Below are 24,345 nucleotides of genomic sequence, written 5' to 3' on the forward strand. Positions count from 1 at the left end.
ATACTTAATATAAATGCTCACAATCAAAGGTGAAGAAAATGTCTAAAAATATTACATTGAATATTAATAACGCCAAAGAAACTTTGGAAAGCGTTAAATTTCAGACGGCCTCAGGTCAAGCGCTGCGCATCCCGGCGCAGGCAGACGTTAATTATCAATTGATCGACGACCTGACCCAGTTTGGCCCGGAAAACATCATGACCAAACGCGTGGGCGATAATTTGGTGGTGGCGTTTGAAGGCTCTACCATCGATAACCCCGATTTGATTCTCGAAGGCTATTACGCTGATGCCACCGGCGCGTCTAAAAGCAGCTTGCTGATCGGCCAGCATGAAAACGGCAATGTTTATCCCTATGTGCCGGAAAGCACCGCGCCGGAAGATGCGGTAACCATGCTGGCAGAAGAAGTGCAGGCCGGCCAGGCTTTGGGCGGCGAAATCATCAGCGCGTTGTGGGCGCCCAATCCTTTGTGGCTGTTGGCCTTGCTGCCGCTGGCTGCAGCAGCGGCCGCTTCCGGCGGAGGCGGCGATGAGAATCCCCCACCCCCGGCTGTACACATCACTGTAGATGCACCCGACAACACCAATGACAACACCCCGCAGATTACCGGCACCTCTGATGCGCCGGCCGGCAGCGTGGTGGCTGTGCTGCTGACCGATAGCGCCGGTGCCACTCAAACCGTCACCACTACGGTGCAGGCAGATGGCAGTTATTCCGTGGAGCCGAGCACACCTTTGGCTGATGGTGCATACTCTGCGCAGGCCACAGTAACCGCGCCTTCAGGCAACACGGCCTCTGCCACCGACACGGGCAATATCGATACCACCGCCATCATCACCGTAAACGCACCCGATTTAACCAACGACGACACCCCGCTGATCACCGGCACCACCACCGATGTGGAAGCCGGCCAAACGGTCACCGTAACCATCACCGATGTAAACGGCGGCACCCAAGTGGTAACCACTACCGTGCAGGCAGATGGCAGCTATCAGATTGAAGTGCCCAACGCGTTGCCGGATGGCGAATACACAGCCACGGCAAAAGTGGCGGACAAGCTGGGTAACGAAGCTCAGGCCAGCGACCCGGGTGTGGTGGATACAACTGCCCCGGAAATCACGGTTGACGTTCCCGAGCACACCAACGACAACACCCCTACCATCACCGGTACCACAGATGCGCCCGAAGGCTCGGTGGTTACCGTGGTGGTGACTGACAGCGCGGGCAACACCCAAACCGTTACCACCCAAGTGAAAGAAGACGGCACTTACAGCGTGGAAGTGCCCGAAGAGCTTCCCGAAGGTGAATATACTGTTGATGCAGGCGTAAAAGACCCTGCCGGCAACGAAGGCAAAGCCACCGATAAAGGCAGCGTAGACACCACCGTGCCGGAAATCACGGTTGACGCGCCCGACAATACCAACGACAACACCCCCACCATCACCGGCACCACAGATGCCCCCGAAGGCTCGGTGGTTACCGTAGTGGTAACCGACAGCGCGGGCAACACCCAAACCGTTACCACCCAAGTGAAAGAAGACGGCACTTACAGCGTGGAAGTGCCCGAAGAACTGCCTGAGGGTGAATACACTGTTGACGCAGGCGTAAAAGACCCCGCCGGCAACGAAGGCAAAGCCACCGACAAAGGCAGCGTAGACACCACCGCGCCGGAAATTACCGTAGATGCGCCGGACAACACCAACGACAACACGCCCATCATCACCGGCACCACAGATGCGCCCGAAGGCTCCGTGGTTACCGTAGTGGTAACCGACAGCGCGGGCAACACCCAAACCGTTACCACCCAAGTGAAAGAAGACGGCACTTACAGCGTGGAAGTGCCCGAAGAACTGCCTGAGGGTGAATACACTGTTGACGCAGGCGTAAAAGACCCCGCCGGCAACGAAGGCAAAGCCACCGACAAAGGCAGCGTAGACACCACCGCGCCGAGCGCGCCGGTAGTTGAGATTCAAGACGGCGGCGACGGCCATCTGAATGCCGGAGAAATCAAAGACGGCGTAGAAGTGAAGATCACGCTGCCGGCCGATGCCGAGCCGGGCGACGTTCTGAACGTTGATTACGACGGCGACGGCAAACCCGACTTCAGCAAAGAATTGACGGCTGAAGACATTAAAGACGGCGTCACCCTGACCGTCCCGGAAAACAAAATCCCGACCGAGGGCACACTCGAAGTGGTGGCCAACGTGACCGACGCCGCCGGCAACACCGGCCCCGACGGGCGCGACGAGAGCCTGACCGACGGCAACGTCCCCAACGACGGCATCGCCCCGGTGGTGGAGATCACCGAAGACGCCAACAACGACGGCTTCATCAACCGCGAAGAGCTCGACGGCGACGTTGACGTCAAAGTGAGCTTCAACGGCGACAAAGTGAGCGTAGGCGACATCGTCAAAGTCACTTCAGACGGCCTCACCAAAGAAGTGGCGATTACGGCCGAAGACAAAGCCAACGGCTACATCACCACCGCGTTTACGCCGCCGGCCAACGGCACCAACATGATCGTGACCGCCGTGATTGAAGACGCGGCCGGCAACGTATCCAAAGAAGGCCGCGACAGCGCCAAACTGGATCTGAGCGACTTGGTGACAGACGGTGTGACCATCGTGATTGACGAAGACGCCAACAACGACGGCTACATCAGCAAAGACGAATTGGACGGTCAGATCGACGTCACCGTTACGCTGCCCAAAGAAGCCGTAGCCGGCGATTTGCTGGTGATTACCGGCACCGGCAACACCCCGAAAGAGATCGTGCTCAACCAGGCCGACATCGACGCGGGTCAAGTCAAGGCCGCGTTTGACGCCCCGGCCAACGGCACCGAGTTTGTGGCCACCGCGCAGGTGAGCGATGCGGCCGGCAACGAAAGCAACATAGCTGAAGACAAAGCGACGCTGAAGCTGGACGAGCCGGGCGCACCGGTGGTGACCATCGTAGAAGATGCCAACAACGACGGCTACATCAACCACCAAGAGCTCGATGGCGACATCGACGTAGCAGTGGGTCTGCCGGCCGATGCCGTTGCGGGCGACATCCTGACCGTTACCGACAACGCCGGCCACGAGCACCGCATCGAACTGACGCCCGAGCAGATAGCCGAGGGCAAAGTAGCGGTGAGCTTCCCGGCACCGGCGGATGGCAAAGAGATCAAAGTAGTTGCGACTGTGACCGATGCGGCCGGCAACACCGGCCCCGAGGGCACCGATTCGGCTGTGATCGACACCACCGTATTCGAAGGGCTGGCGATCGAAATCACCGAAGACGCCAACAACGACGGCTACATCAACCGCGACGAGCTCAAAGACAACGACATCGACGTACGCGTTACCCTGCCTGAAGGCGCGGCAGCGGGCGACACCCTCACCATCAGCGGCAGCGGCAACGTCGACAAAGTGATCACCCTCACGCAGGCACAAATCGATGCCGGCTATGTTGACGTCAAATTCAACCCGACCGCCGACAACACCGACTTTGTTGCCACCGCCACCATCCGCGATGTGGCCGGCAACAGCGCCGGTCCCGTGAGCGACAGCGCGCGTCTGCAACTGAGCGCACCGGGCAAACCGGTGGTGACCATCACCGAAGACGCCAACAACGACGGCTTCATCAGCAAAGCCGAGCTGGACGGCGACATCGGCGTCAGCGTAGCGCTGCCCGCTACTGCCGTAGCCGGCGACACCCTCAAGGTTGACACCGACGGCGACAGCCAACCCGACTTCACCAAAGTGCTGGGCACAGACGATATCGTCAAAGGCAGCGTCGACATTCCCGGAGTGAAAAACCCCGGCGAAGGCAACACCCTCACCGTAGACGCTTGGGTGACCGATGCGGCCGGCAACAGCGGCGAGAAAGGCAGCGATTCGGCCACCATCGACACCACCGCGCCGAGCGCGCCGGTAGTTGAGATTCAAGACGGCGGCGACGGCCATCTGAATGCCGGAGAAATCAAAGACGGCGTAGAAGTGAAGATCACGCTGCCGGCCGATGCCGAGCCGGGCGACGTTCTGAACGTTGATTACGACGGCGACGGCAAACCCGACTTCAGCAAAGAATTGACGGCTGAAGACATTAAAGACGGCGTCACCCTGACCGTCCCGGAAAACAAAATCCCGACCGAGGGCACACTCGAAGTGGTGGCCAACGTGACCGACGCCGCCGGCAACACCGGCCCCGACGGACGCGACGAGAGCCTGACCGACGGCAACGTCCCCAACGACGGCATCGCCCCGGTGGTGGAGATCACCGAAGACGCCAACAACGACGGCTTCATCAACCGCGAAGAGCTCGACGGCGACGTTGACGTCAAAGTGAGCTTCAACGGCGACAAAGTGAGCGTAGGCGACATCGTCAAAGTCACTTCAGACGGCCTCACCAAAGAAGTGGCGATTACGGCAGAAGACAAAGCCAACGGCTACATCACCACCGCGTTTACGCCGCCGGCCAACGGCACCAACATGATCGTGACCGCCGTGATTGAAGACGCGGCCGGCAACGTATCCAAAGAAGGCCGCGACAGCGCCAAACTGGATCTGAGCGACTTGGTGACAGAGGGCGTATCCATCGTGATTGACGAAGACGCCAACAACGACGGCTACATCAGCAAAGACGAATTGGACGGTCAGATCGACGTCACCGTTACGCTGCCCAAAGAAGCCGTAGCCGGCGATTTGCTGGTGATTACCGGCACCGGCAACACCCCGAAAGAGATTGTGCTCAACCAGGCCGACATCGACGCGGGTCAAGTCAAAGCCGCGTTTGACGCCCCGGCCAACGGCACCGAGTTTGTGGCCACCGCGCAGGTGAGCGATGCGGCCGGCAACGAAAGCAACATAGCTGAAGACAAAGCGACGCTGAAGCTGGACGAGCCGGGCGCACCGGTGGTGACCATCGTAGAAGATGCCAACAACGACGGCTACATCAACCACCAAGAGCTCGATGGCGACATCGACGTAGCAGTGGGTCTGCCGGCCGATGCCGTTGCGGGCGACATCCTGACCGTTACCGACAACGCCGGCCACGAGCACCGCATCGAACTGACGCCCGAGCAGATAGCCGAGGGCAAAGTAGCGGTGAGCTTCCCGGCACCGGCGGATGGCAAAGAGATCAAAGTAGTTGCGACTGTGACCGATGCGGCCGGCAACACCGGCCCCGAGGGCACCGATTCGGCTGTGATCGACACCACCGTATTCGAAGGGCTGGCGATCGAAATCACCGAAGACGCCAACAACGACGGCTACATCAACCGCGACGAGCTCAAAGACAACGACATCGACGTACGCGTTACCCTGCCTGAAGGCGCGGCAGCGGGCGACACCCTCACCATCAGCGGCAGCGGCAACGTCGACAAAGTGATCACCCTCACGCAGGCACAAATCGATGCCGGCTATGTTGACGTCAAATTCAACCCGACCGCCGACAACACCGACTTTGTTGCCACCGCCACCATCCGCGATGTGGCCGGCAACAGCGCCGGCCCCGTGAGCGACAGCGCGCGTCTGCAACTGAGCGCACCGGGCAAACCGGTGGTGACCATCACCGAAGACGCCAACAACGACGGCTTCATCAGCAAAGCCGAGCTGGACGGCGACATCGGCGTCAGCGTAGCGCTGCCCGCTACTGCCGTAGCCGGCGACACCCTCAAGGTTGACACCGACGGCGACAGCCAACCCGACTTCACCAAAGTGCTGGGCACAGACGACATCGTCAAAGGCAGCGTCGACATTCCCGGAGTGAAAAACCCCGGCGAAGGCAACACCCTCACCGTAGACGCTTGGGTGACCGATGCGGCCGGCAACAGCGGCGAGAAAGGCAGCGATTCGGCCACCATCGACACCACCGCGCCGAGCGCGCCGGTAGTTGAGATTCAAGACGGCGGCGACGGCCATCTGAATGCCGGAGAAATCAAAGACGGCGTAGAAGTGAAGATCACGCTGCCGGCCGATGCCGAGCCGGGCGACGTTCTGAACGTTGATTACGACGGCGACGGCAAACCCGACTTCAGCAAAGAATTGACGGCTGAAGACATTAAAGACGGCGTCACCCTGACCGTCCCGGAAAACAAAATCCCGACCGAGGGCACACTCGAAGTGGTGGCCAACGTGACCGACGCCGCCGGCAACACCGGCCCCGACGGGCGCGACGAGAGCCTGACCGACGGCAACGTCCCCAACGACGGCATCGCCCCGGTGGTGGAGATCACCGAAGACGCCAACAACGACGGCTTCATCAACCGCGAAGAGCTCGACGGCGACGTTGACGTCAAAGTGAGCTTCAACGGCGACAAAGTGAGCGTAGGCGACATCGTCAAAGTCACTTCAGACGGCCTCACCAAAGAAGTGGCGATTACGGCCGAAGACAAAGCCAACGGCTACATCACCACCGCGTTTACGCCGCCGGCCAACGGCACCAACATGATCGTGACCGCCGTGATTGAAGACGCGGCCGGCAACGTATCCAAAGAAGGCCGCGACAGCGCCAAACTGGATCTGAGCGACTTGGTGACAGACGGTGTGACCATCGTGATTGACGAAGACGCCAACAACGACGGCTACATCAGCAAAGACGAATTGGACGGTCAGATCGACGTCACCGTTACGCTGCCCAAAGAAGCCGTAGCCGGCGATTTGCTGGTGATTACCGGCACCGGCAACACCCCGAAAGAGATCGTGCTCAACCAGGCCGACATCGACGCGGGTCAAGTCAAGGCCGCGTTTGACGCCCCGGCCAACGGCACCGAGTTTGTGGCCACCGCGCAGGTGAGCGATGCGGCCGGCAACGAAAGCAACATAGCTGAAGACAAAGCGACGCTGAAGCTGGACGAGCCGGGCGCACCGGTGGTGACCATCGTAGAAGATGCCAACAACGACGGCTACATCAACCACCAAGAGCTCGATGGCGACATCGACGTAGCAGTGGGTCTGCCGGCCGATGCCGTTGCGGGCGACATCCTGACCGTTACCGACAACGCCGGCCACGAGCACCGCATCGAACTGACGCCCGAGCAGATAGCCGAGGGCAAAGTAGCGGTGAGCTTCCCGGCACCGGCGGATGGCAAAGAGATCAAAGTAGTTGCGACTGTGACCGATGCGGCCGGCAACACCGGCCCCGAGGGCACCGATTCGGCTGTGATCGACACCACCGTATTCGAAGGGCTGGCGATCGAAATCACCGAAGACGCCAACAACGACGGCTACATCAACCGCGACGAGCTCAAAGACAACGACATCGACGTACGCGTTACCCTGCCTGAAGGCGCGGCAGCGGGCGACACCCTCACCATCAGCGGCAGCGGCAACGTCGACAAAGTGATCACCCTCACGCAGGCACAAATCGATGCCGGCTATGTTGACGTCAAATTCAACCCGACCGCCGACAACACCGACTTTGTTGCCACCGCCACCATCCGCGATGTGGCCGGCAACAGCGCCGGCCCCGTGAGCGACAGCGCGCGTCTGCAACTGAGCGCACCGGGCAAACCGGTGGTGACCATCACCGAAGACGCCAACAACGACGGCTTCATCAGCAAAGCCGAGCTGGACGGCGACATCGGCGTCAGCGTAGCGCTGCCCGCTACTGCCGTAGCCGGCGACACCCTCAAGGTTGACACCGACGGCGACAGCCAACCCGACTTCACCAAAGTGCTGGGCACAGACGATATCGTCAAAGGCAGCGTCGACATTCCCGGAGTGAAAAACCCCGGCGAAGGCAACACCCTCACCGTAGACGCTTGGGTGACCGATGCGGCCGGCAACAGCGGCGAGAAAGGCAGCGATTCGGCCACCATCGACACCACCGCGCCGAGCGCGCCGGTAGTTGAGATTCAAGACGGCGGCGACGGCCATCTGAATGCCGGAGAAATCAAAGACGGCGTAGAAGTGAAGATCACGCTGCCGGCCGATGCCGAGCCGGGCGACGTTCTGAACGTTGATTACGACGGCGACGGCAAACCCGACTTCAGCAAAGAATTGACGGCTGAAGACATTAAAGACGGCGTCACCCTGACCGTCCCGGAAAACAAAATCCCGACCGAGGGCACACTCGAAGTGGTGGCCAACGTGACCGACGCCGCCGGCAACACCGGCCCCGACGGGCGCGACGAGAGCCTGACCGACGGCAACGTCCCCAACGACGGCATCGCCCCGGTGGTGGAGATCACCGAAGACGCCAACAACGACGGCTTCATCAACCGCGAAGAGCTCGACGGCGACGTTGACGTCAAAGTGAGCTTCAACGGCGACAAAGTGAGCGTAGGCGACATCGTCAAAGTCACTTCAGACGGCCTCACCAAAGAAGTGGCGATTACGGCCGAAGACAAAGCCAACGGCTACATCACCACCGCGTTTACGCCGCCGGCCAACGGCACCAACATGATCGTGACCGCCGTGATTGAAGACGCGGCCGGCAACGTATCCAAAGAAGGCCGCGACAGCGCCAAACTGGATCTGAGCGACTTGGTGACAGACGGTGTGACCATCGTGATTGACGAAGACGCCAACAACGACGGCTACATCAGCAAAGACGAATTGGACGGTCAGATCGACGTCACCGTTACGCTGCCCAAAGAAGCCGTAGCCGGCGATTTGCTGGTGATTACCGGCACCGGCAACACCCCGAAAGAGATCGTGCTCAACCAGGCCGACATCGACGCGGGTCAAGTCAAGGCCGCGTTTGACGCCCCGGCCAACGGCACCGAGTTTGTGGCCACCGCGCAGGTGAGCGATGCGGCCGGCAACGAAAGCAACATAGCTGAAGACAAAGCGACGCTGAAGCTGGACGAGCCGGGCGCACCGGTGGTGACCATCGTAGAAGATGCCAACAACGACGGCTACATCAACCACCAAGAGCTCGATGGCGACATCGACGTAGCAGTGGGTCTGCCGGCCGATGCCGTTGCGGGCGACATCCTGACCGTTACCGACAACGCCGGCCACGAGCACCGCATCGAACTGACGCCCGAGCAGATAGCCGAGGGCAAAGTAGCGGTGAGCTTCCCGGCACCGGCGGATGGCAAAGAGATCAAAGTAGTTGCGACTGTGACCGATGCGGCCGGCAACACCGGCCCCGAGGGCACCGATTCGGCTGTGATCGACACCACCGTATTCGAAGGGCTGGCGATCGAAATCACCGAAGACGCCAACAACGACGGCTACATCAACCGCGACGAGCTCAAAGACAACGACATCGACGTACGCGTTACCCTGCCTGAAGGCGCGGCAGCGGGCGACACCCTCACCATCAGCGGCAGCGGCAACGTCGACAAAGTGATCACCCTCACGCAGGCACAAATCGATGCCGGCTATGTTGACGTCAAATTCAACCCGACCGCCGACAACACCGACTTTGTTGCCACCGCCACCATCCGCGATGTGGCCGGCAACAGCGCCGGCCCCGTGAGCGACAGCGCGCGTCTGCAACTGAGCGCACCGGGCAAACCGGTGGTGACCATCACCGAAGACGCCAACAACGACGGCTTCATCAGCAAAGCCGAGCTGGACGGCGACATCGGCGTCAGCGTAGCGCTGCCCGCTACTGCCGTAGCCGGCGACACCCTCAAGGTTGACACCGACGGCGACAGCCAACCCGACTTCACCAAAGTGCTGGGCACAGACGACATCGTCAAAGGCAGCGTCGACATTCCCGGAGTGAAAAACCCCGGCGAAGGCAACACCCTCACCGTAGACGCTTGGGTGACCGATGCGGCCGGCAACAGCGGCGAGAAAGGCAGCGATTCGGCCACCATCGACACCACCGCGCCGAGCGCGCCGGTAGTTGAGATTCAAGACGGCGGCGACGGCCATCTGAATGCCGGAGAAATCAAAGACGGCGTAGAAGTGAAGATCACGCTGCCGGCCGATGCCGAGCCGGGCGACGTTCTGAACGTTGATTACGACGGCGACGGCAAACCCGACTTCAGCAAAGAATTGACGGCTGAAGACATTAAAGACGGCGTCACCCTGACCGTCCCGGAAAACAAAATCCCGACCGAGGGCACACTCGAAGTGGTGGCCAACGTGACCGACGCCGCCGGCAACACCGGCCCCGACGGGCGCGACGAGAGCCTGACCGACGGCAACGTCCCCAACGACGGCATCGCCCCGGTGGTGGAGATCACCGAAGACGCCAACAACGACGGCTTCATCAACCGCGAAGAGCTCGACGGCGACGTTGACGTCAAAGTGAGCTTCAACGGCGACAAAGTGAGCGTAGGCGACATCGTCAAAGTCACTTCAGACGGCCTCACCAAAGAAGTGGCGATTACGGCCGAAGACAAAGCCAACGGCTACATCACCACCGCGTTTACGCCGCCGGCCAACGGCACCAACATGATCGTGACCGCCGTGATTGAAGACGCGGCCGGCAACGTATCCAAAGAAGGCCGCGACAGCGCCAAACTGGATCTGAGCGACTTGGTGACAGACGGTGTGACCATCGTGATTGACGAAGACGCCAACAACGACGGCTACATCAGCAAAGACGAATTGGACGGTCAGATCGACGTCACCGTTACGCTGCCCAAAGAAGCCGTAGCCGGCGATTTGCTGGTGATTACCGGCACCGGCAACACCCCGAAAGAGATCGTGCTCAACCAGGCCGACATCGACGCGGGTCAAGTCAAGGCCGCGTTTGACGCCCCGGCCAACGGCACCGAGTTTGTGGCCACCGCGCAGGTGAGCGATGCGGCCGGCAACGAAAGCAACATAGCTGAAGACAAAGCGACGCTGAAGCTGGACGAGCCGGGCGCACCGGTGGTGACCATCGTAGAAGATGCCAACAACGACGGCTACATCAACCACCAAGAGCTCGATGGCGACATCGACGTAGCAGTGGGTCTGCCGGCCGATGCCGTTGCGGGCGACATCCTGACCGTTACCGACAATGCCGGCCACGAGCACCGCATCAAACTGACGCCCGAGCAGATAGCCGAGGGCAAAGTAGCGGTGAGCTTCCCGGCACCGGCGGATGGCAAAGAGATCGAAGTAGTTGCGACTGTAACCGATGCGGCCGGCAACACCGGCCCCGAGGGCACCGATTCGGCTGTGATCGACACCACCGCACCTGTAATCGACATCAACCACATCGCCGGAGAAAACCAAGGCGCAACCGATGCAGACGGCTATGCCGTTATCAACGCAGCGGACAAAGCCAACGGCTTCAAAGTATCGGGCAGCACCGATGCAGAAAACGGCCAAACCGTGGTGATCAAAGTGCTGGATGGTGGCAAAGAAGTGGCGAGCTACAGCGCCACCGTCAACAACGGCACTTGGTCTGCCACCGTACCGGCCAATTCCGGCTGGATTACAGACGGCAAAGCCTACAGCTTCAGCGCCACCGTGAGCGACAAAGCCGGCAACACCGCCACCGACGTGGATGTTACCCGCGCCACCGACATCACCCCGCCGAACGAGAGCACCACCAAACTCGTGATCACCAGCGTGGCCGGTGACGACGTAGTCAACGGTGCCGAAGCCGGCGCAGCAGAAGTACCCGTAAGCGGCAAAGTGAGCGGCGAATTCAACGCAGGCGACGTGGTAACCATCGTGGTGAACGGCACCCGCTACACCACCAAAGTGGCCGCCGACGGCAACTTCACCGTACAGGTGAAAGGCAGCGACTTGGCCGCCGATGGCGACAAAGTGGTGGACGGCAGCATCACCACCACCGATGCGGCCGGCAACACCGGCACCATCACCGCCACCCGCCCGTACAGCGTCGACACCAAAGTGGCCATCGACATTAACCACATCGCCGGAGAAAACCAAGGCGCGACCGATGCAGACGGCTATGCCGTTATCAACGCAGCGGACAAAGCCAACGGCTTCAAAGTATCGGGCAGCACCGATGCAGAAAACGGCCAAACCGTGCTGATCAAAGTGCTGGATGGTGGCAAAGAAGTGGCGAGCTACAGCGCCACCGTCAACAACGGCACTTGGTCTGCCAACGTACCGGCCAATTCAGGTTGGATTGCAGACGGCAAAGCCTACAGCTTCAGCGCCACCGTGAGCGACAAAGCCGGCAACACCGCCACCGACGTGGACATCACGAAGGCTACGGATTTGACCGCACCGAAGATCACTGTGGATGCGCCGGACAACAGCAACGACAACACGCCCACCATCACCGGCACCACCGATGCACCGGCCGGCTCTGTGGTGACGATTGTGGTTACCGATAGCGGCAATAAGGTGCAAACCTTCACTGCCGTGGTGCAGGCAGGCGGCACTTACCGTGCCGATGTGCCGGCGGCACTGGCAGAAGGCAATTATGTTGCCAAGGCTACCGTGAAAGATCCGGCCGGCAATGAAGCCACGGCCACCGATCCGGGCAGCATCGACACCACCAACCCGACTGTGGTTATTGATGACGGCAATTTGTCTGTGCAAGAGGCCACCGGTGCGAGCGTGAGCGGCATCATCAAAGTGAGCGACAACAACAGCGTGGCCGGCATCACTGTGGCGGGTAAAGATGTGACTGCCGCCACTTCGGCCAACCCTGTGGTAATTGCCACCGACAAAGGCACGTTGAAAATTACCGGCTATAACGCCGCCACCGGCGTGGTGTCGTACACCTACACTGAGGCGGATAAAGCGCAAAACCACAGCGCCGGCGATAATTCGGTGCGCGACAGCTTTGTGGTGGTGGTGCGCGATAAAGCGGGCAACACGGCGATGGACAGCTTGGATGTGACCATCACCGACACCGCTCCGGTTGCGGTAAACGACACCCAAAGCATCACCGAGGGCGAGGCCTTGGTAAGCGGCAATCTGCTGGCCAACGACAGCACCGGTGCCGATGTGCCGCTGGAAGTGTCTGTGGCTCAGCCGCAAGGTGCTTATGGCGTGCTCACCGTGCATGCAGACGGCAGCTACACTTACGCGCTTGACTCGGCCAACCCGGCGGTGAAAGCCTTGAACGATGGCCAAAGCCTCACCGAAACCTTCAGCTACACCATAACCGATGCCGATGGCGACCGCAGCAGCGCCACACTCAAAGTCACCATCAATGGCGTGTCAGACGATAAAATCATTATCGGCGGCAACAATAGTGACACCATTTATGGCGCAGGCGGCAATGATGTGTTGATTGGCGACCGTGGTGGTGTGAACACCATCATCACCAAAGGCCAGGATTACAATATTGCCATTTTGATGGACGTTTCCAACAGCATGCTGAATTACCAAAGCACCACCGGCGTGACCTATATGGAAATGGCACGTCAATCCCTGCTGAAACTGGCGCATGATTTGGCCGAACACGATGGGCACACCAACGTATTCTTGACCTTGTTTGACCAAACCGTAAACAAACAAATCAAGATTACCGATTTGAACGAAAGCAATGTGGATCGCTTGTTGGCAGAAATCAACGTGATGCGCACCCTGAAAATGCGTTCGGAAGGCTCAACCAACTATGATTTGGCCTTTAAATCGGCATCAGGATGGTTTGATGCGGTGGGCAGCAACGGTTATAAGAATGTGACTTACTTCCTCACAGATGGCCAACCGACCTCGTATGGCAACAGCTACAACACTTCCGGAGCTTATGTAACCCAGCCCTCCGTTACCGCCGCTTTAAACAGCTACAAAAAAGTGGCCGGGATGTCGGATGTGCATGCCATCGGTTTTGAAGCTGGCATTCAGGAAAACGTGTTGCGCTATTTCGACAACACCATCGATGGCAACGGCAGCCTCGGCAGCGGCTCCACCACGGTAACACACACCGATGGCCGCAATAGCTGGCGTGTGACCTACAGCGGCTCAACCGGCGAAGTGGCGATTATCGACCACCCCAACGAGCTTGATGCAGCCTTGCAAAGCGGCAGCACCACCACCAGCCCCAACCCGGTTTCCGACGACTATGTGTATGGCGGCAATGGTGATGACATTCTGTTTGGCGACAGCATCAACACCGACCATCTGAGCTGGACCAATGCAGACACCGGCATCCGCTACACCGCCGGCAGCCATGACGGCATGGGTGCAGATGCGCTGGGCGAATACATCAAGTGGTCGGAGAACCACGGCAGCGAAGCCGGCAGCCAGCAGATGGTGGATTATGTGCGTGAAAACTGGGTGAGCCTGCTCGATGGGCGCAGCGATGGCGGCAACGACACGCTCAACGGCGGTGCCGGTAACGACATCTTGTTCGGCGGTGCCGGCAACGACACCCTTACCGGCGGCGCAGGTGCAGATCAGTTTGTGTTCCTCGCCAACAGCAACAGCGGTAAAGATGTGATTACCGACTTTGAAGCGGGCACCGATAAAGTGGTGTTTGCCGATTTGGTCAACGCCAACCAGCTGCAAGGCGCGGTGTGGAACGACAACACCCACACCCTGAGCTTCACCGGTGTAGACAAAGCCGGCCAAACCTACAACAACAGCATCACGTTTAACGGCATGGCTGCAGGCGAAACCCTGAACAGCATTCTCGAAAAACACGTTGAGTTTATCGGCTAAACACTCGCTGCATCCAAAGCCCCGCTCGCTTGAGCGGGGTTTTTTTGCGGGCGGGCGCTGCCAATGCAGTCGGGTTGTTTTGAATAGGTTTCAGACGGCCTTGTCGATATAGTGAAATCAAGGCAGCAAGCGTAAATACGATTAGCTTTGTCAAAATAAAGCGTTATCGTATGCATAGCACACAGAGGCCGTCTGAAACATTTTTTTTCAGACGGCCTCGCCTTGTAAGCTTACTTTTGGGGATGGGTATCGGTGGTCTGGCCGGTATATGAAATCAAGGCAGGTATAGTGGATTAAATTTGAATCAATACTGCGTTGGCTCGCCTTGCCGTACGTGTGTACTGTCTGCGGCTCGCCGCCTTGCCTTGATTCAAATTTAATCCACTATAGGCTGGGTTGAAAACCCAACAAATCCACAGGCCGTCTGAAGCGTTGGGTTCATCAACCCAACCTTTGCCTATGCTTGATTTCACAATAGCAGGGCAGGGTGAAGTTGGTTTGCCGTTGTATTTAGTATAAGATGCCGTCTGAAACCCCAGCGAGAGCTTGTTATGCAAAAAATCACCCTGATTGCCGCCTGCGCCGACAATGGCTGCATCGGCATCGACAACACTATGCCCTGGCATTTGCCCGAAGATTTCGCCTTTTTCAAGCAATACACGCTGGAAAAGCCGGTGGTGATGGGGCGCAAAACGTGGGAATCGCTGCCGAAAAAGCCCTTGCCCGGGCGGCGCAATATCGTGGTCACCCGCCAAGCTGATTATGCAACAGCCGGCGCCGAACAGGCAGAAAGCCTGGAAGCGGCTTTGCAAATGTGTGCTGATGCACCGGAAATCATTATTATGGGCGGGGCGCAGATTTATGCCCAAGCCATGCCGCTGGCCACCGATCTGCGTGTTACCGAAGTGGGGCTGCAAGTGGCAGGCGATGCTTTTTTTCCCAAGGTGGATGAGGCCGATTGGCAAGAGGTTGGGCGCGAAGCATGCATGAGCAGCAAAGGCACGGCTTATGCGTTTGTGCATTATCTGCGCCGCTGATATAGTCATGCTTATTTGACTTGAGGCCGTCTGAAACGTTTCAGGCGGCCTTAAGCCAACAGATTGCCGTATATATTGTATATATATGGTGGAATGCATAATAAAGTGACACAAAAGGTTGGTTGGGTTGCAAACCCAACAAATCCACAAGCCGTCTGAAACGTTGGGTTTATGAATCTAACCTACGCCGTTATAGAATACAGTTTCGTGTCACTTTTTCTTACATTTCACTGCATATTGTTGATGAATCATTCAGGCCGTCTGAAAGCCATAGTGAAATCAAAGAAAAACGGCCACAAAAAAGCATAAGTCTCAAACGTGTGTAGGGTGTGTGGCACAGCCACGCACGCGTTTTAAAGGGCTTCTGCGTGCGTGGCCGAAGCACATGCCTTATGCCGGCTTGTATCAGTTTTTCATGCATTCCACTATATAAAACAACAAACCATTAAAATAACAAACCGACAGGAACCCGACACATGACCGAAACCATCCAGCGCGAGAGCATGCAATATGATGTGCTTATCGTCGGTGCAGGCCCCGCGGGGCTCGCCGCCGCCATCAAATTAAAACAACTGGCCGAAAAAAGCGGCCGCGACATCAGCGTGTGCGTGGTGGAAAAAGGCTCAGAAGTGGGCGCACACATTTTATCGGGCGCCGTAATCGATCCCAAAGCCCTGAGCGAGCTTTTGCCCGACTGGCAGGCGCAGGGCGCGCCGCTTGCGCGCAGCGTGGCCGAAGACCGCATGCTGCTGCTCACTGAGCAAAAAGCCGTGAAGCTGCCCACACCGCCGAGCTTTGAAAACCACGGCAACTACATCATCAGCTTAGGCGCGCTCACCCGCTGGCTGGCCGAGCAGGCCGAAGCCTTGGGCGTGGAAATTTATCCCGGCTTTGCCGCTTCCGAAGTGCTTTACCATGCCGACGGCTCGGTGAAAGGCATTGCCACCGGCGATATGGGTTTAAACAGCGATGGCACGCCCAGCGAAAATTACCAACCCGGCATGGAATTGTGGGCGCAGCAAACCATTTTTTCCGAAGGCTGCCGCGGCTCGCTCAGCAAACAAATCATCCAACAATTCGCGCTCGATCGCGACAGTCAGCCGCAAACCTACGGCATCGGCATCAAAGAAATCTGGGAAGTGCCTGAGCCGCAATGCCAGCCCGGCTTAGTGATACACAGCGTGGGCTGGCCGCTCGACAGCCAAACTTATGGCGGCTCGTTTATCTATCACCTTGATAACAACCAAGTTGCCGTGGGCTTTGTGGTGGGGCTGGATTACCAAAACCCGTATATGTCGCCGTTTGAAGAATTCCAGCGCTTCAAAACCCACCCCGAAATCCGCAAAACCTTTGAAGGCGGCCGCCGCATTGCCTATGGTGCGCGCGCGTTGAGCGAAGGCGGCCTGCAAAGCCTGCCCAAGCTCTCATTCAAAGGCGGTGTGCTGGCAGGCGACAGCGCCGGCTTTCTAAACGTGCCGCGTATCAAAGGCATACACACCGCCCTCAAATCCGGCATGCTGGCGGCAGAAGCGGTGTTTGATGTGTTGATCACCGATGCGCAAACGCTGGAAAGTGGCAAAGAAGCCGACAGCTACCAAGAGCGTTTTGAGCGCAGCTGGCTTTATCAAGAGCTCAACGAAGTGCGCAATGTGCGCCCCGCCTTTAAATGGGGCATGTGGCCGGCGATGGCTTATACCGCGCTGGAGCAATATGTGCTCAAAGGCCGCGCGCCGTGGACGATTGCGCACCACGGCAGCGACCACAACAGCTTGAGAAAAGCCGCCGCCTGCCACCCGATAGCCTATCCCAAGCCCGATAATGTGCTCACGTTTGACCGCTTGAGCAGCGTGTTTCTCGCCAACCTCAGCCACGAAGAGGGGCAGCCCAATCACCTGAAATTGGCCAATCCGCAAATCATGCTTGATGTGAACCTGGCCGAATATGCCGCGCCGGAAACCCGCTATTGCCCGGCGGCGGTGTATGAAATCGTGGAAGAGGGCGGCCGGCCGCAATTGCAGATTAATGCGCAAAACTGCGTGCACTGCAAAACCTGTGACATCAAAGACCCCACCCAAAACATCACCTGGGTGTGCCCCGAAGGCGGCAGCGGCCCCAATTACGGCGCCATGTGAGCAGACCCTAAAAGCCTGTTTAGGCCGTCTGAAAGCCTTTCAGACGGCCTTTTGTCTGAAGCAAGAAAATTTATGAGAATACACCATATTGCGCTTATCTGTTCCGATTATGCCGTATCCAAACGCTTCTACACCGAAACGCTGGGCTTAACCGTGCTGGCCGAGCATTACCGCGCCGAGCGCGATTCTTGGAAGCTCGATTTGGGCATCGGCAGCCATTATGCGTTGGAATTGTTTTCCTTCCCCAATCCGCCGCCGCGCCCCGGCCGGCCCGTCAGCGCCGAAGCCTGCGGCTTGCGCCATCTGGCTTTTGCCGTGGCCGATGTGGCCGCCCAACGCGCGCAATTGCAAGGCTTGGGCGTGGATTGCGAAGCCATACGCACCGATGAATACACCGGCAAAGATTTCTTTTTTATTCAAGATCCCGATAAGCTGCCGATTGAGTTTTATCAGGAATAAGGCCGTCTGAAAGTATAGTGAAATGCATAATAAAGTGACACAAAAGGTAGGCCAGTTCCGTAGGTCGGATTCTCGAATCCGACATTTGGCCGCAAGGCCAAACACGCGGGATATGCTTGTTCTGCGAACAAGTGTCGGATTCGAGAATCCGACCTACCCATCTTGGTTTCACATCGGCAAGGCCGTCTGAAAACTCTGTGGGTGATTTGCCGCTTTTCCCAAAACATTCAGACGGCCTGTTGCCGCCGCATTTGCACCGCCTGCCGATTCGTAAGACAATAGCGCATCTTTGTCCACCACACTTTTCCTGATAAGGAATACCACCATGATTACCTTTCCCATCGCCCGTGCCGGCGCCGCCACGCTTGAAATCCAAGGCAAAATGGCCAACCGCCACGGCCTGATTGCCGGCGCCACCGGCACCGGCAAAACCGTTACCCTGCGCCGCATGGCCGAGGCGTTCAGCAATCAGGGCGTGCCGGTGTTTTTGGCTGATGTGAAAGGCGATTTGTCGGGCATCGTCAATGCCGGTGCCGACAGCGGCAAAGTGGGCGAGCGCATTGCCGAATTCGGGCTGGGCGCGGCTTGGCTGCAAAGTTTTCCGGTGCGCTTTTGGGATGTGTTCGGCGAGGCCGGCATTCCGCTCAGGGTCACGATTTCCGAGATGGGGCCGATGCTGCTCTCGCGCTTGATGAATTTAAACGACACGCAAGAGGGCTTGCTTAATTTGGTGTTTCGCGTGGCGGACGACAATGGCTGGCATTTGATTGACTTAAAAGATTTGCGCGGCCTGCTCAAGCATGTGGCCGACCATGCCGCCGAATATCGCAGCCAATACGGCAATGTGTCTGCCGCCAGCGTGGGCGCGGTGCAGCGCCAGCTGCTTACGCTCGAAAACGAAGGCGCGGCCAACCTTTTCGGCGAGCCGGCGCTCAATCTGGAAGACTGGATGCAGACCGAGGGCGGCAAAGGCGTGATCAATATTCTCAATGCCGAAAAGCTGATGCGCAGCCCGCGCATGTATAGCGCGTTTTTGCTGTGGATGCTGGCCGAATTGTTTCAAACGCTGCCCGAAGTGGGCGACCCCGAGCAGCCCAAATTTGTGATGTTTTTCGACGAAGCGCATCTATTGTTCGACAACGCGCCTGCCGCTTTGGTGGCGCAAATCGAGCAAGTGGTGCGCCTGATCCGCTCCAAAGGCGTGGGCGTGTATTTCGTTACCCAAAATCCGCTCGATCTGCCCGACAGCATTCTGGGCCAGCTCGGCAACCGCGTGCAGCACGCTTTGCGCGCCTTTACCCCGCGCGACCAAAAAGCGGTGAAGGCCGCCGCCGAAACCTTCCGCACCAATCCGAATATCAATGTGGTGGAAGCCATTGCCGAATTGGGCGTGGGTGAGGCTTTGGTGTCGTTTCTCGATGAAAAGGGCATGCCCGCGCCGGTGGAACGCGCTTTTGTGCTGCCGCCGCAATCCAGCCTCACGCCGCTGGCCGCCGCCGAGCGCGACAGCACATTCCAAAACGATATTCTCTACCGCCACTATAAAGATATGATCGACAATTATTCCGCTTACGAAGCGCTCACCGAGCTTGATGCGCAGCAAGCGCAGACGGCCGAAGCGCAAAACGTTGCCAAAGCGCAGGCTCAGGCCGACAAAGCCGCTGCCGCGGCGCCGCAGCAAAACGGCATGATGGGCGGCTTTTTGGGCGGCTTGTTCGGCGGGCGCAAAAAAGCCAACCAAGGCGTTGCTTATGATTTGGCCGATTCGGTGGGCAGCCAGATCAATCAGCAGGTAACGCGCGCGATTTCGCGCAGCGTGATGGGCGTGATTAAAAATATATTGAAATAAGCGCAAATGTTTTCAGACGGCACAGGCCGTCTGAAAACATTTTTTGCCGTTAATATTTTGTTAAGCCTTTTTGCCGCAAAAACTTTTATCATAGGCAAGAGTCTGACAAGCCGGGTAAATGGCCGCTGCCCGCGCTTTTGTGTTAAACCAACCCGGCCGCTTGAAAGCATGTAATGGATATTGTGTTGTTGTTTAAAGCCCTGATTTTGGGCATTGTCGAAGGTTTGACCGAATTTCTGCCGGTGTCGAGCACCGGCCATTTGATTGTGTTTGGCAGCCTGCTGGATTTTCACAGCAACGGCAAAGTGTTTGAAATCGCCATCCAGCTCGGCGCGGTGCTGGCAGTGGTGTTTGAATACCGCCAGCGTTTCGGCTATGTGGTGAAAAATTTCGGCCGCGATGCCAAGGTAAACCGCTTTGTTACCAACTTGGCCGTGGCTTTTGTGCCGGCGGCCATTGTGGGCCTGCTGTTTAGCAAGCAGATTAAAACTGTGCTCTTCAACCCCATCAGCGTGGCCACCGCGCTGGTGCTGGGCGGCTTCGTGATTTTGTGGGTGGAGCGCAGACAAAGCACGCGCAAGCCCAAAGTGACCGATGTGGATGACATGAAAGTGCGCGATGCGCTGGTGGTGGGATTGGCGCAGATTCTGGCGCTGGTGCCCGGCACCTCGCGCTCGGGCAGCACCATTATGGGCGGCATGCTCTGGGGGCTGGATCGCAAAGTGGCCACGGAATTTTCGTTTTTCCTGGCCGTGCCGGTGATGATTGCCGCCACCGTTTACGATGTGTCAAAACACTATTCGCTCTTCAGTATGCAGGATATCGGCCTGATTGCTGTGGGCTTTGTGGCCGCTTTCGCATCGGGCCTGCTGGCGGTAAAAGCCTTGCTGAAATTTGTGGCCACGAAAAATTATGTGCCCTTTGCCTATTACCGCATCGTGTTCGGCGGGCTGATTCTGCTCACTTGGGCAATGGGCTGGGTGAAATGGGATTGATGATGCAGCGCTGAACAGATCATCAAGAGGCCGTCTGAAAGCTTTCAGACGGCCTCTTTGCAAAGAAACGACATTGACATGAAAAGTAATGTTGGAGGTTATGGTTTTGTTGTGAACATTTGTTATTAAATAGTGGGAAATGTTAAGATAGTGCTACAACAACAACGATGATAAAGGAAACGCAATGAATATGTTTAAATGCTCGATGTGGGCGATGATGGTGGGCTTAACCGCGTGTGGCGGCGGCGGTGGTGGTAGCGGCGTTGCAGGCAGCCAACCGGACACCGGCCTGTCGGCTTTAAATGCGGTGCCGGAGGCTTATCGGGCGCAGGTGCGGCAGGCGAAGACTTGGCAGTTTGAAATGGAAAATGAGCACAGCATTTTTACGGCAGAGCTTTTTGACAAAGCATATGGCAACAAAGACGCTGAAATTGATTTGTCGGGGCTTCCCTTGGGTTTGAACGATTATCCGTATAAAGACACAGAAAAAGCAAAAAGGCCGTTTACTATGAATACGGTGTTTGGTGAGCAAAAGCTTAAAACCGGTGATGTGGTGACAACAGATGGTGTGTTTCGGGTGTATCAGCAGCCTTATTCCATTGTGGTTGGCAACTATACAACCGGCCTGCAGCTTAATAATGATCCCCGTAAGGCATGGGCGGATGCCGATGCCGATTTTTTGATCACCGATATCTTAGGCTTGGCCACCACCCAAGAAGCCGTGGATGCCTTGAATATCCAGGCCACTTATCGGGGCGAAGCTTTTACCGCGAAAGACAGGGGCGAATTGGTTTATCAAGTGGATTTTAAAGCGCGCAATGGCTCGGGCGAAATCACCGGCTTGGATCAATTCGGGCGCATTGCCTTGGAAAAAGGCAATATTGCCACTATGCCTGAATGGTTGGATATGAAAAACGTTGTCGGCATTTCTGCGACGGCCACTTCGGAAAAACAAGGCAAAGCGGGCTATACCTTGATGTTTGCCGGGCCTAAAGCCGAAGAAATCAGCGGCATGGTGCAGGCGAATCCGGAATGGCAGAGAAAAAGGGATGAAGGCATTATCGGTTTCGGCGGCAAACGCTGATTTACCGAGCAACAAATAGGCCGTCTGAAAGCTTTCAGACGGTCTCTTTGCAAAGAAACGACATTGGCATGAAAAGTAATGTTGGGCGTGATGGTTTTGTTGTGAACATTTGTTATCAAAAGGCGGAAAATGTTAAGATAACAATACAACAACGATGATAAAGGAAACGCAATGAATATGCTTAAATGCTCGATGTGGGCGATGATGGTGGGCTTAACCGCGTGCGGCGGCGGTGGTGGTGGCAGCGGCGTTGCAGGCAGCCAACCGGACACCGGCCTGTCTGCTTTAAATGCGGTGCCGGAAGCTTATCGGGCGCAGGTGCGGCAGGCGAAATTATGGGAAATCGATGTGGAGTATGCAGGCAGTAATGTTGCTAAGGAGGCATTCGGGCAAACTTATGCAAAAGGAAATGAGAAAATCGATTTAACACCGGTGCCGCTGGGTTTGCATGATTATCCCTTTAAAGATACGGAACGTTACAAAGGTGTGACTTTTACCGCGCTATTTGATAATAAAACGCAAGAAATATATCATCAAAGAGCTTTTGCGAAAGATGATGTTCGAGTAGTGGAGGGCACGTTAAGACTTTATCAACAACCTTATTCTGTTGTTATAGGCAGTTATATGAATAATTTTAAAGTAAATAATGAGCCGGTTACACTTATTGATGCGGAATCAAGTTTCACTATAGAAAATATACTGGGTTTGGCCACAACAAAAACAGCAATTGACGCTTTGAATATTCATGCTGTTTATCGTGGTGAAGCATTTACTGCCAAAGATAAAGGCACACTGGTTTATAATGTTGATTTTAAAAATCGTATCGGATCAGGTGAAATTACCGGATTGGGTCAATTCGGACGGGTAGTTTTAGAAAAAGGCGATATTGAAAAATTTGATGAGTTTTTTGATTCTAAGCAAGCTGCTTTTGGGATTTCTTCTACTGCGCGTGCAGAAAAATCCAATAAACAAATGTTTTACGGTTTAATGTTTGCAGGGCCGCAAGCTGAAGAAGTGAGTGGACTCGTTATACAGCGTGCACCAGAAAAGAGCGCTGCTGATATTATCGGTTTCGGCGGCAAACGCTGATTTATCGAGCAACAAATAGGCCGTCTGAAAGCTTTCAGACGGCCTATTTGTTGATTTGCCTTTTATTGCTTCATTAAGGGCACGGGTTGCTGATTTCGGCGTGCACGGCATCGATGGCGGCCAGGATGTCTTGGCCCAACACCACATCGGCGCTGGCGATGTTTTCGCGCAATTGCGCCATGGTGGTGGCGCCGATGATGTTGGCGGCCACAAAGGTGCGCTGGTTTACGAAAGCCAGCGAAAGGGTGGCGAGCGAGAGGCCGGCGGCTTCGGCGATGGCGGCATAGCGCTCCACCGCTTCGGCAGCTTTGGGCTTGCTGTAGCGCTGGAAGCGTTCAAACAGGGTGAGACGCGCGCCTTCGGGCTTTTGGCCGTGGCGGTATTTGCCGGAAAGCACGCCGAAAGCGAGCGGCGAATAAGCCAACAGCGGCACGTTTTCGCGCAGCGAGATTTCGGCCATGCCCACTTCGTAGCTGCGGTTGAGCAGGTTATATGGGTTTTGCACCGACGCGATGCGGGGCGAGCCGGGGCGGGCTTCGTGGGCGTTTAAATGGCGCAGCGTGCCCCACGGGGTTTCGTTGGACAAACCGTAGGTGCGGATTTTGCCTTGCCGCACCAATTCGCCCATGGCGTCGAGAATTTCGTCAAACGGGGTGTAGTGCTCGTTTGCGCTGATTTCGTTCATGCCGAGTTTGCCGAAAAAATTGGTTTGGCGCTCGGGCCAGTGCAATTGGTAAAGGTCGAGGTAATCGGTGTGCAGCCGTTTGAGGCTGGCGTGGCAGGCTTCGATGATTTGCGCGCGCGAAAAATTGTTGTTGCCGCCGCGGATATAGCCGTCGAGATTGTTGTTGCCGGTGGGGCCGGCGATTTTGCTGGCGAGCACGATATCATCACGCCGCCCGCGCGCCTGAATCCACGCGCCGATGTATTGCTCGGTGGTGGTATAGGTTTCTTGATTCGGCGGCACGGGATACATTTCGGCGGTGTCGATAAAATTCACGCCTTGCGAGAGGGCGTAATCGAGCTGCTCGTGTGCTTGGACTTGGGTGTTTTGCTCGCCCCAAGTCATGGTGCCGAGGCAGATTCGGCTCACTTTTATGCCGGTGCGGCCCAGTTCGTTATACTGCATGGCGGTGTCCTTTCGGTTAGCGGCGTTGCTGCATTTTGCGGGAAATATGGCGTACGGCTTTTTGCACCAAATAGGCCACAACAACTTGTTTGATACGGCG

Annotated in this window: 9 protein-coding genes; 8 read left to right on the forward strand and 1 reads right to left on the reverse strand. The window is 57.1% G+C overall.

The features are described 5' to 3' along the window. Positions 1 to 38: 38 nt before the first annotated feature. From LVJ78_RS03425 to LVJ78_RS03460, 8 genes are all read left to right on the forward strand, one after another. On the forward strand, positions 39 to 14,471 hold the full coding sequence (locus LVJ78_RS03425; RefSeq protein ID WP_244802598.1) for an Ig-like domain-containing protein: 14,433 nt from the start codon (positions 39 to 41) through the stop codon (positions 14,469 to 14,471). A gap of 551 nt (positions 14,472 to 15,022) precedes the next feature. Next, complete coding sequence (locus LVJ78_RS03430) at positions 15,023 to 15,508, forward strand: dihydrofolate reductase (RefSeq protein ID WP_132954004.1); 486 nt, start codon at positions 15,023 to 15,025, stop codon at positions 15,506 to 15,508. 476 nt (positions 15,509 to 15,984) lie between these two features. Beyond that, on the forward strand, positions 15,985 to 17,640 hold the full coding sequence (locus LVJ78_RS03435) for an electron transfer flavoprotein-ubiquinone oxidoreductase (protein ID WP_132954003.1): 1,656 nt from the start codon (positions 15,985 to 15,987) through the stop codon (positions 17,638 to 17,640). Positions 17,641 to 17,712: 72 nt separating this feature from the next. Then, positions 17,713 to 18,099, forward strand: coding sequence for an SMU1112c/YaeR family gloxylase I-like metalloprotein (gloA2, locus tag LVJ78_RS03440; RefSeq protein ID WP_132954002.1), 387 nt, complete (start codon positions 17,713 to 17,715; stop codon positions 18,097 to 18,099). Between the two features lie 325 nt (positions 18,100 to 18,424). After that, positions 18,425 to 19,948, forward strand: a complete 1,524-nt coding sequence (locus LVJ78_RS03445) for a helicase HerA-like domain-containing protein (RefSeq protein WP_132954001.1) — start codon at positions 18,425 to 18,427, stop codon at positions 19,946 to 19,948. A 173-nt stretch (positions 19,949 to 20,121) separates the two neighbouring features. Continuing rightward, positions 20,122 to 20,943 (forward strand): undecaprenyl-diphosphate phosphatase, encoded by an 822-nt coding sequence (locus tag LVJ78_RS03450; RefSeq protein WP_132954000.1) that lies wholly within the window; start codon positions 20,122 to 20,124, stop codon positions 20,941 to 20,943. A gap of 184 nt (positions 20,944 to 21,127) precedes the next feature. Continuing rightward, a complete protein-coding gene (locus tag LVJ78_RS03455; protein WP_132953999.1) occupies positions 21,128 to 22,027 on the forward strand; it encodes a factor H binding protein domain-containing protein in 900 nt (299 codons plus the stop codon). Positions 22,028 to 22,198: 171 nt separating this feature from the next. Then, positions 22,199 to 23,116, forward strand: a complete 918-nt coding sequence (locus tag LVJ78_RS03460) for a factor H binding protein domain-containing protein (RefSeq protein ID WP_132953998.1) — start codon at positions 22,199 to 22,201, stop codon at positions 23,114 to 23,116. A 73-nt stretch (positions 23,117 to 23,189) separates the two neighbouring features. Here LVJ78_RS03460 and LVJ78_RS03465 read toward each other — a convergent pair whose 3' ends face one another. Beyond that, positions 23,190 to 24,245, reverse strand: coding sequence for an NADP(H)-dependent aldo-keto reductase (locus LVJ78_RS03465; protein ID WP_132953997.1), 1,056 nt, complete (start codon positions 24,243 to 24,245; stop codon positions 23,190 to 23,192). Between the last annotated feature and the right edge of the window lie 100 nt (positions 24,246 to 24,345).

This window comes from Uruburuella suis, assembly GCF_022870845.1.
Lineage (GTDB): Bacteria > Pseudomonadota > Gammaproteobacteria > Burkholderiales > Neisseriaceae > Neisseria > Neisseria suis.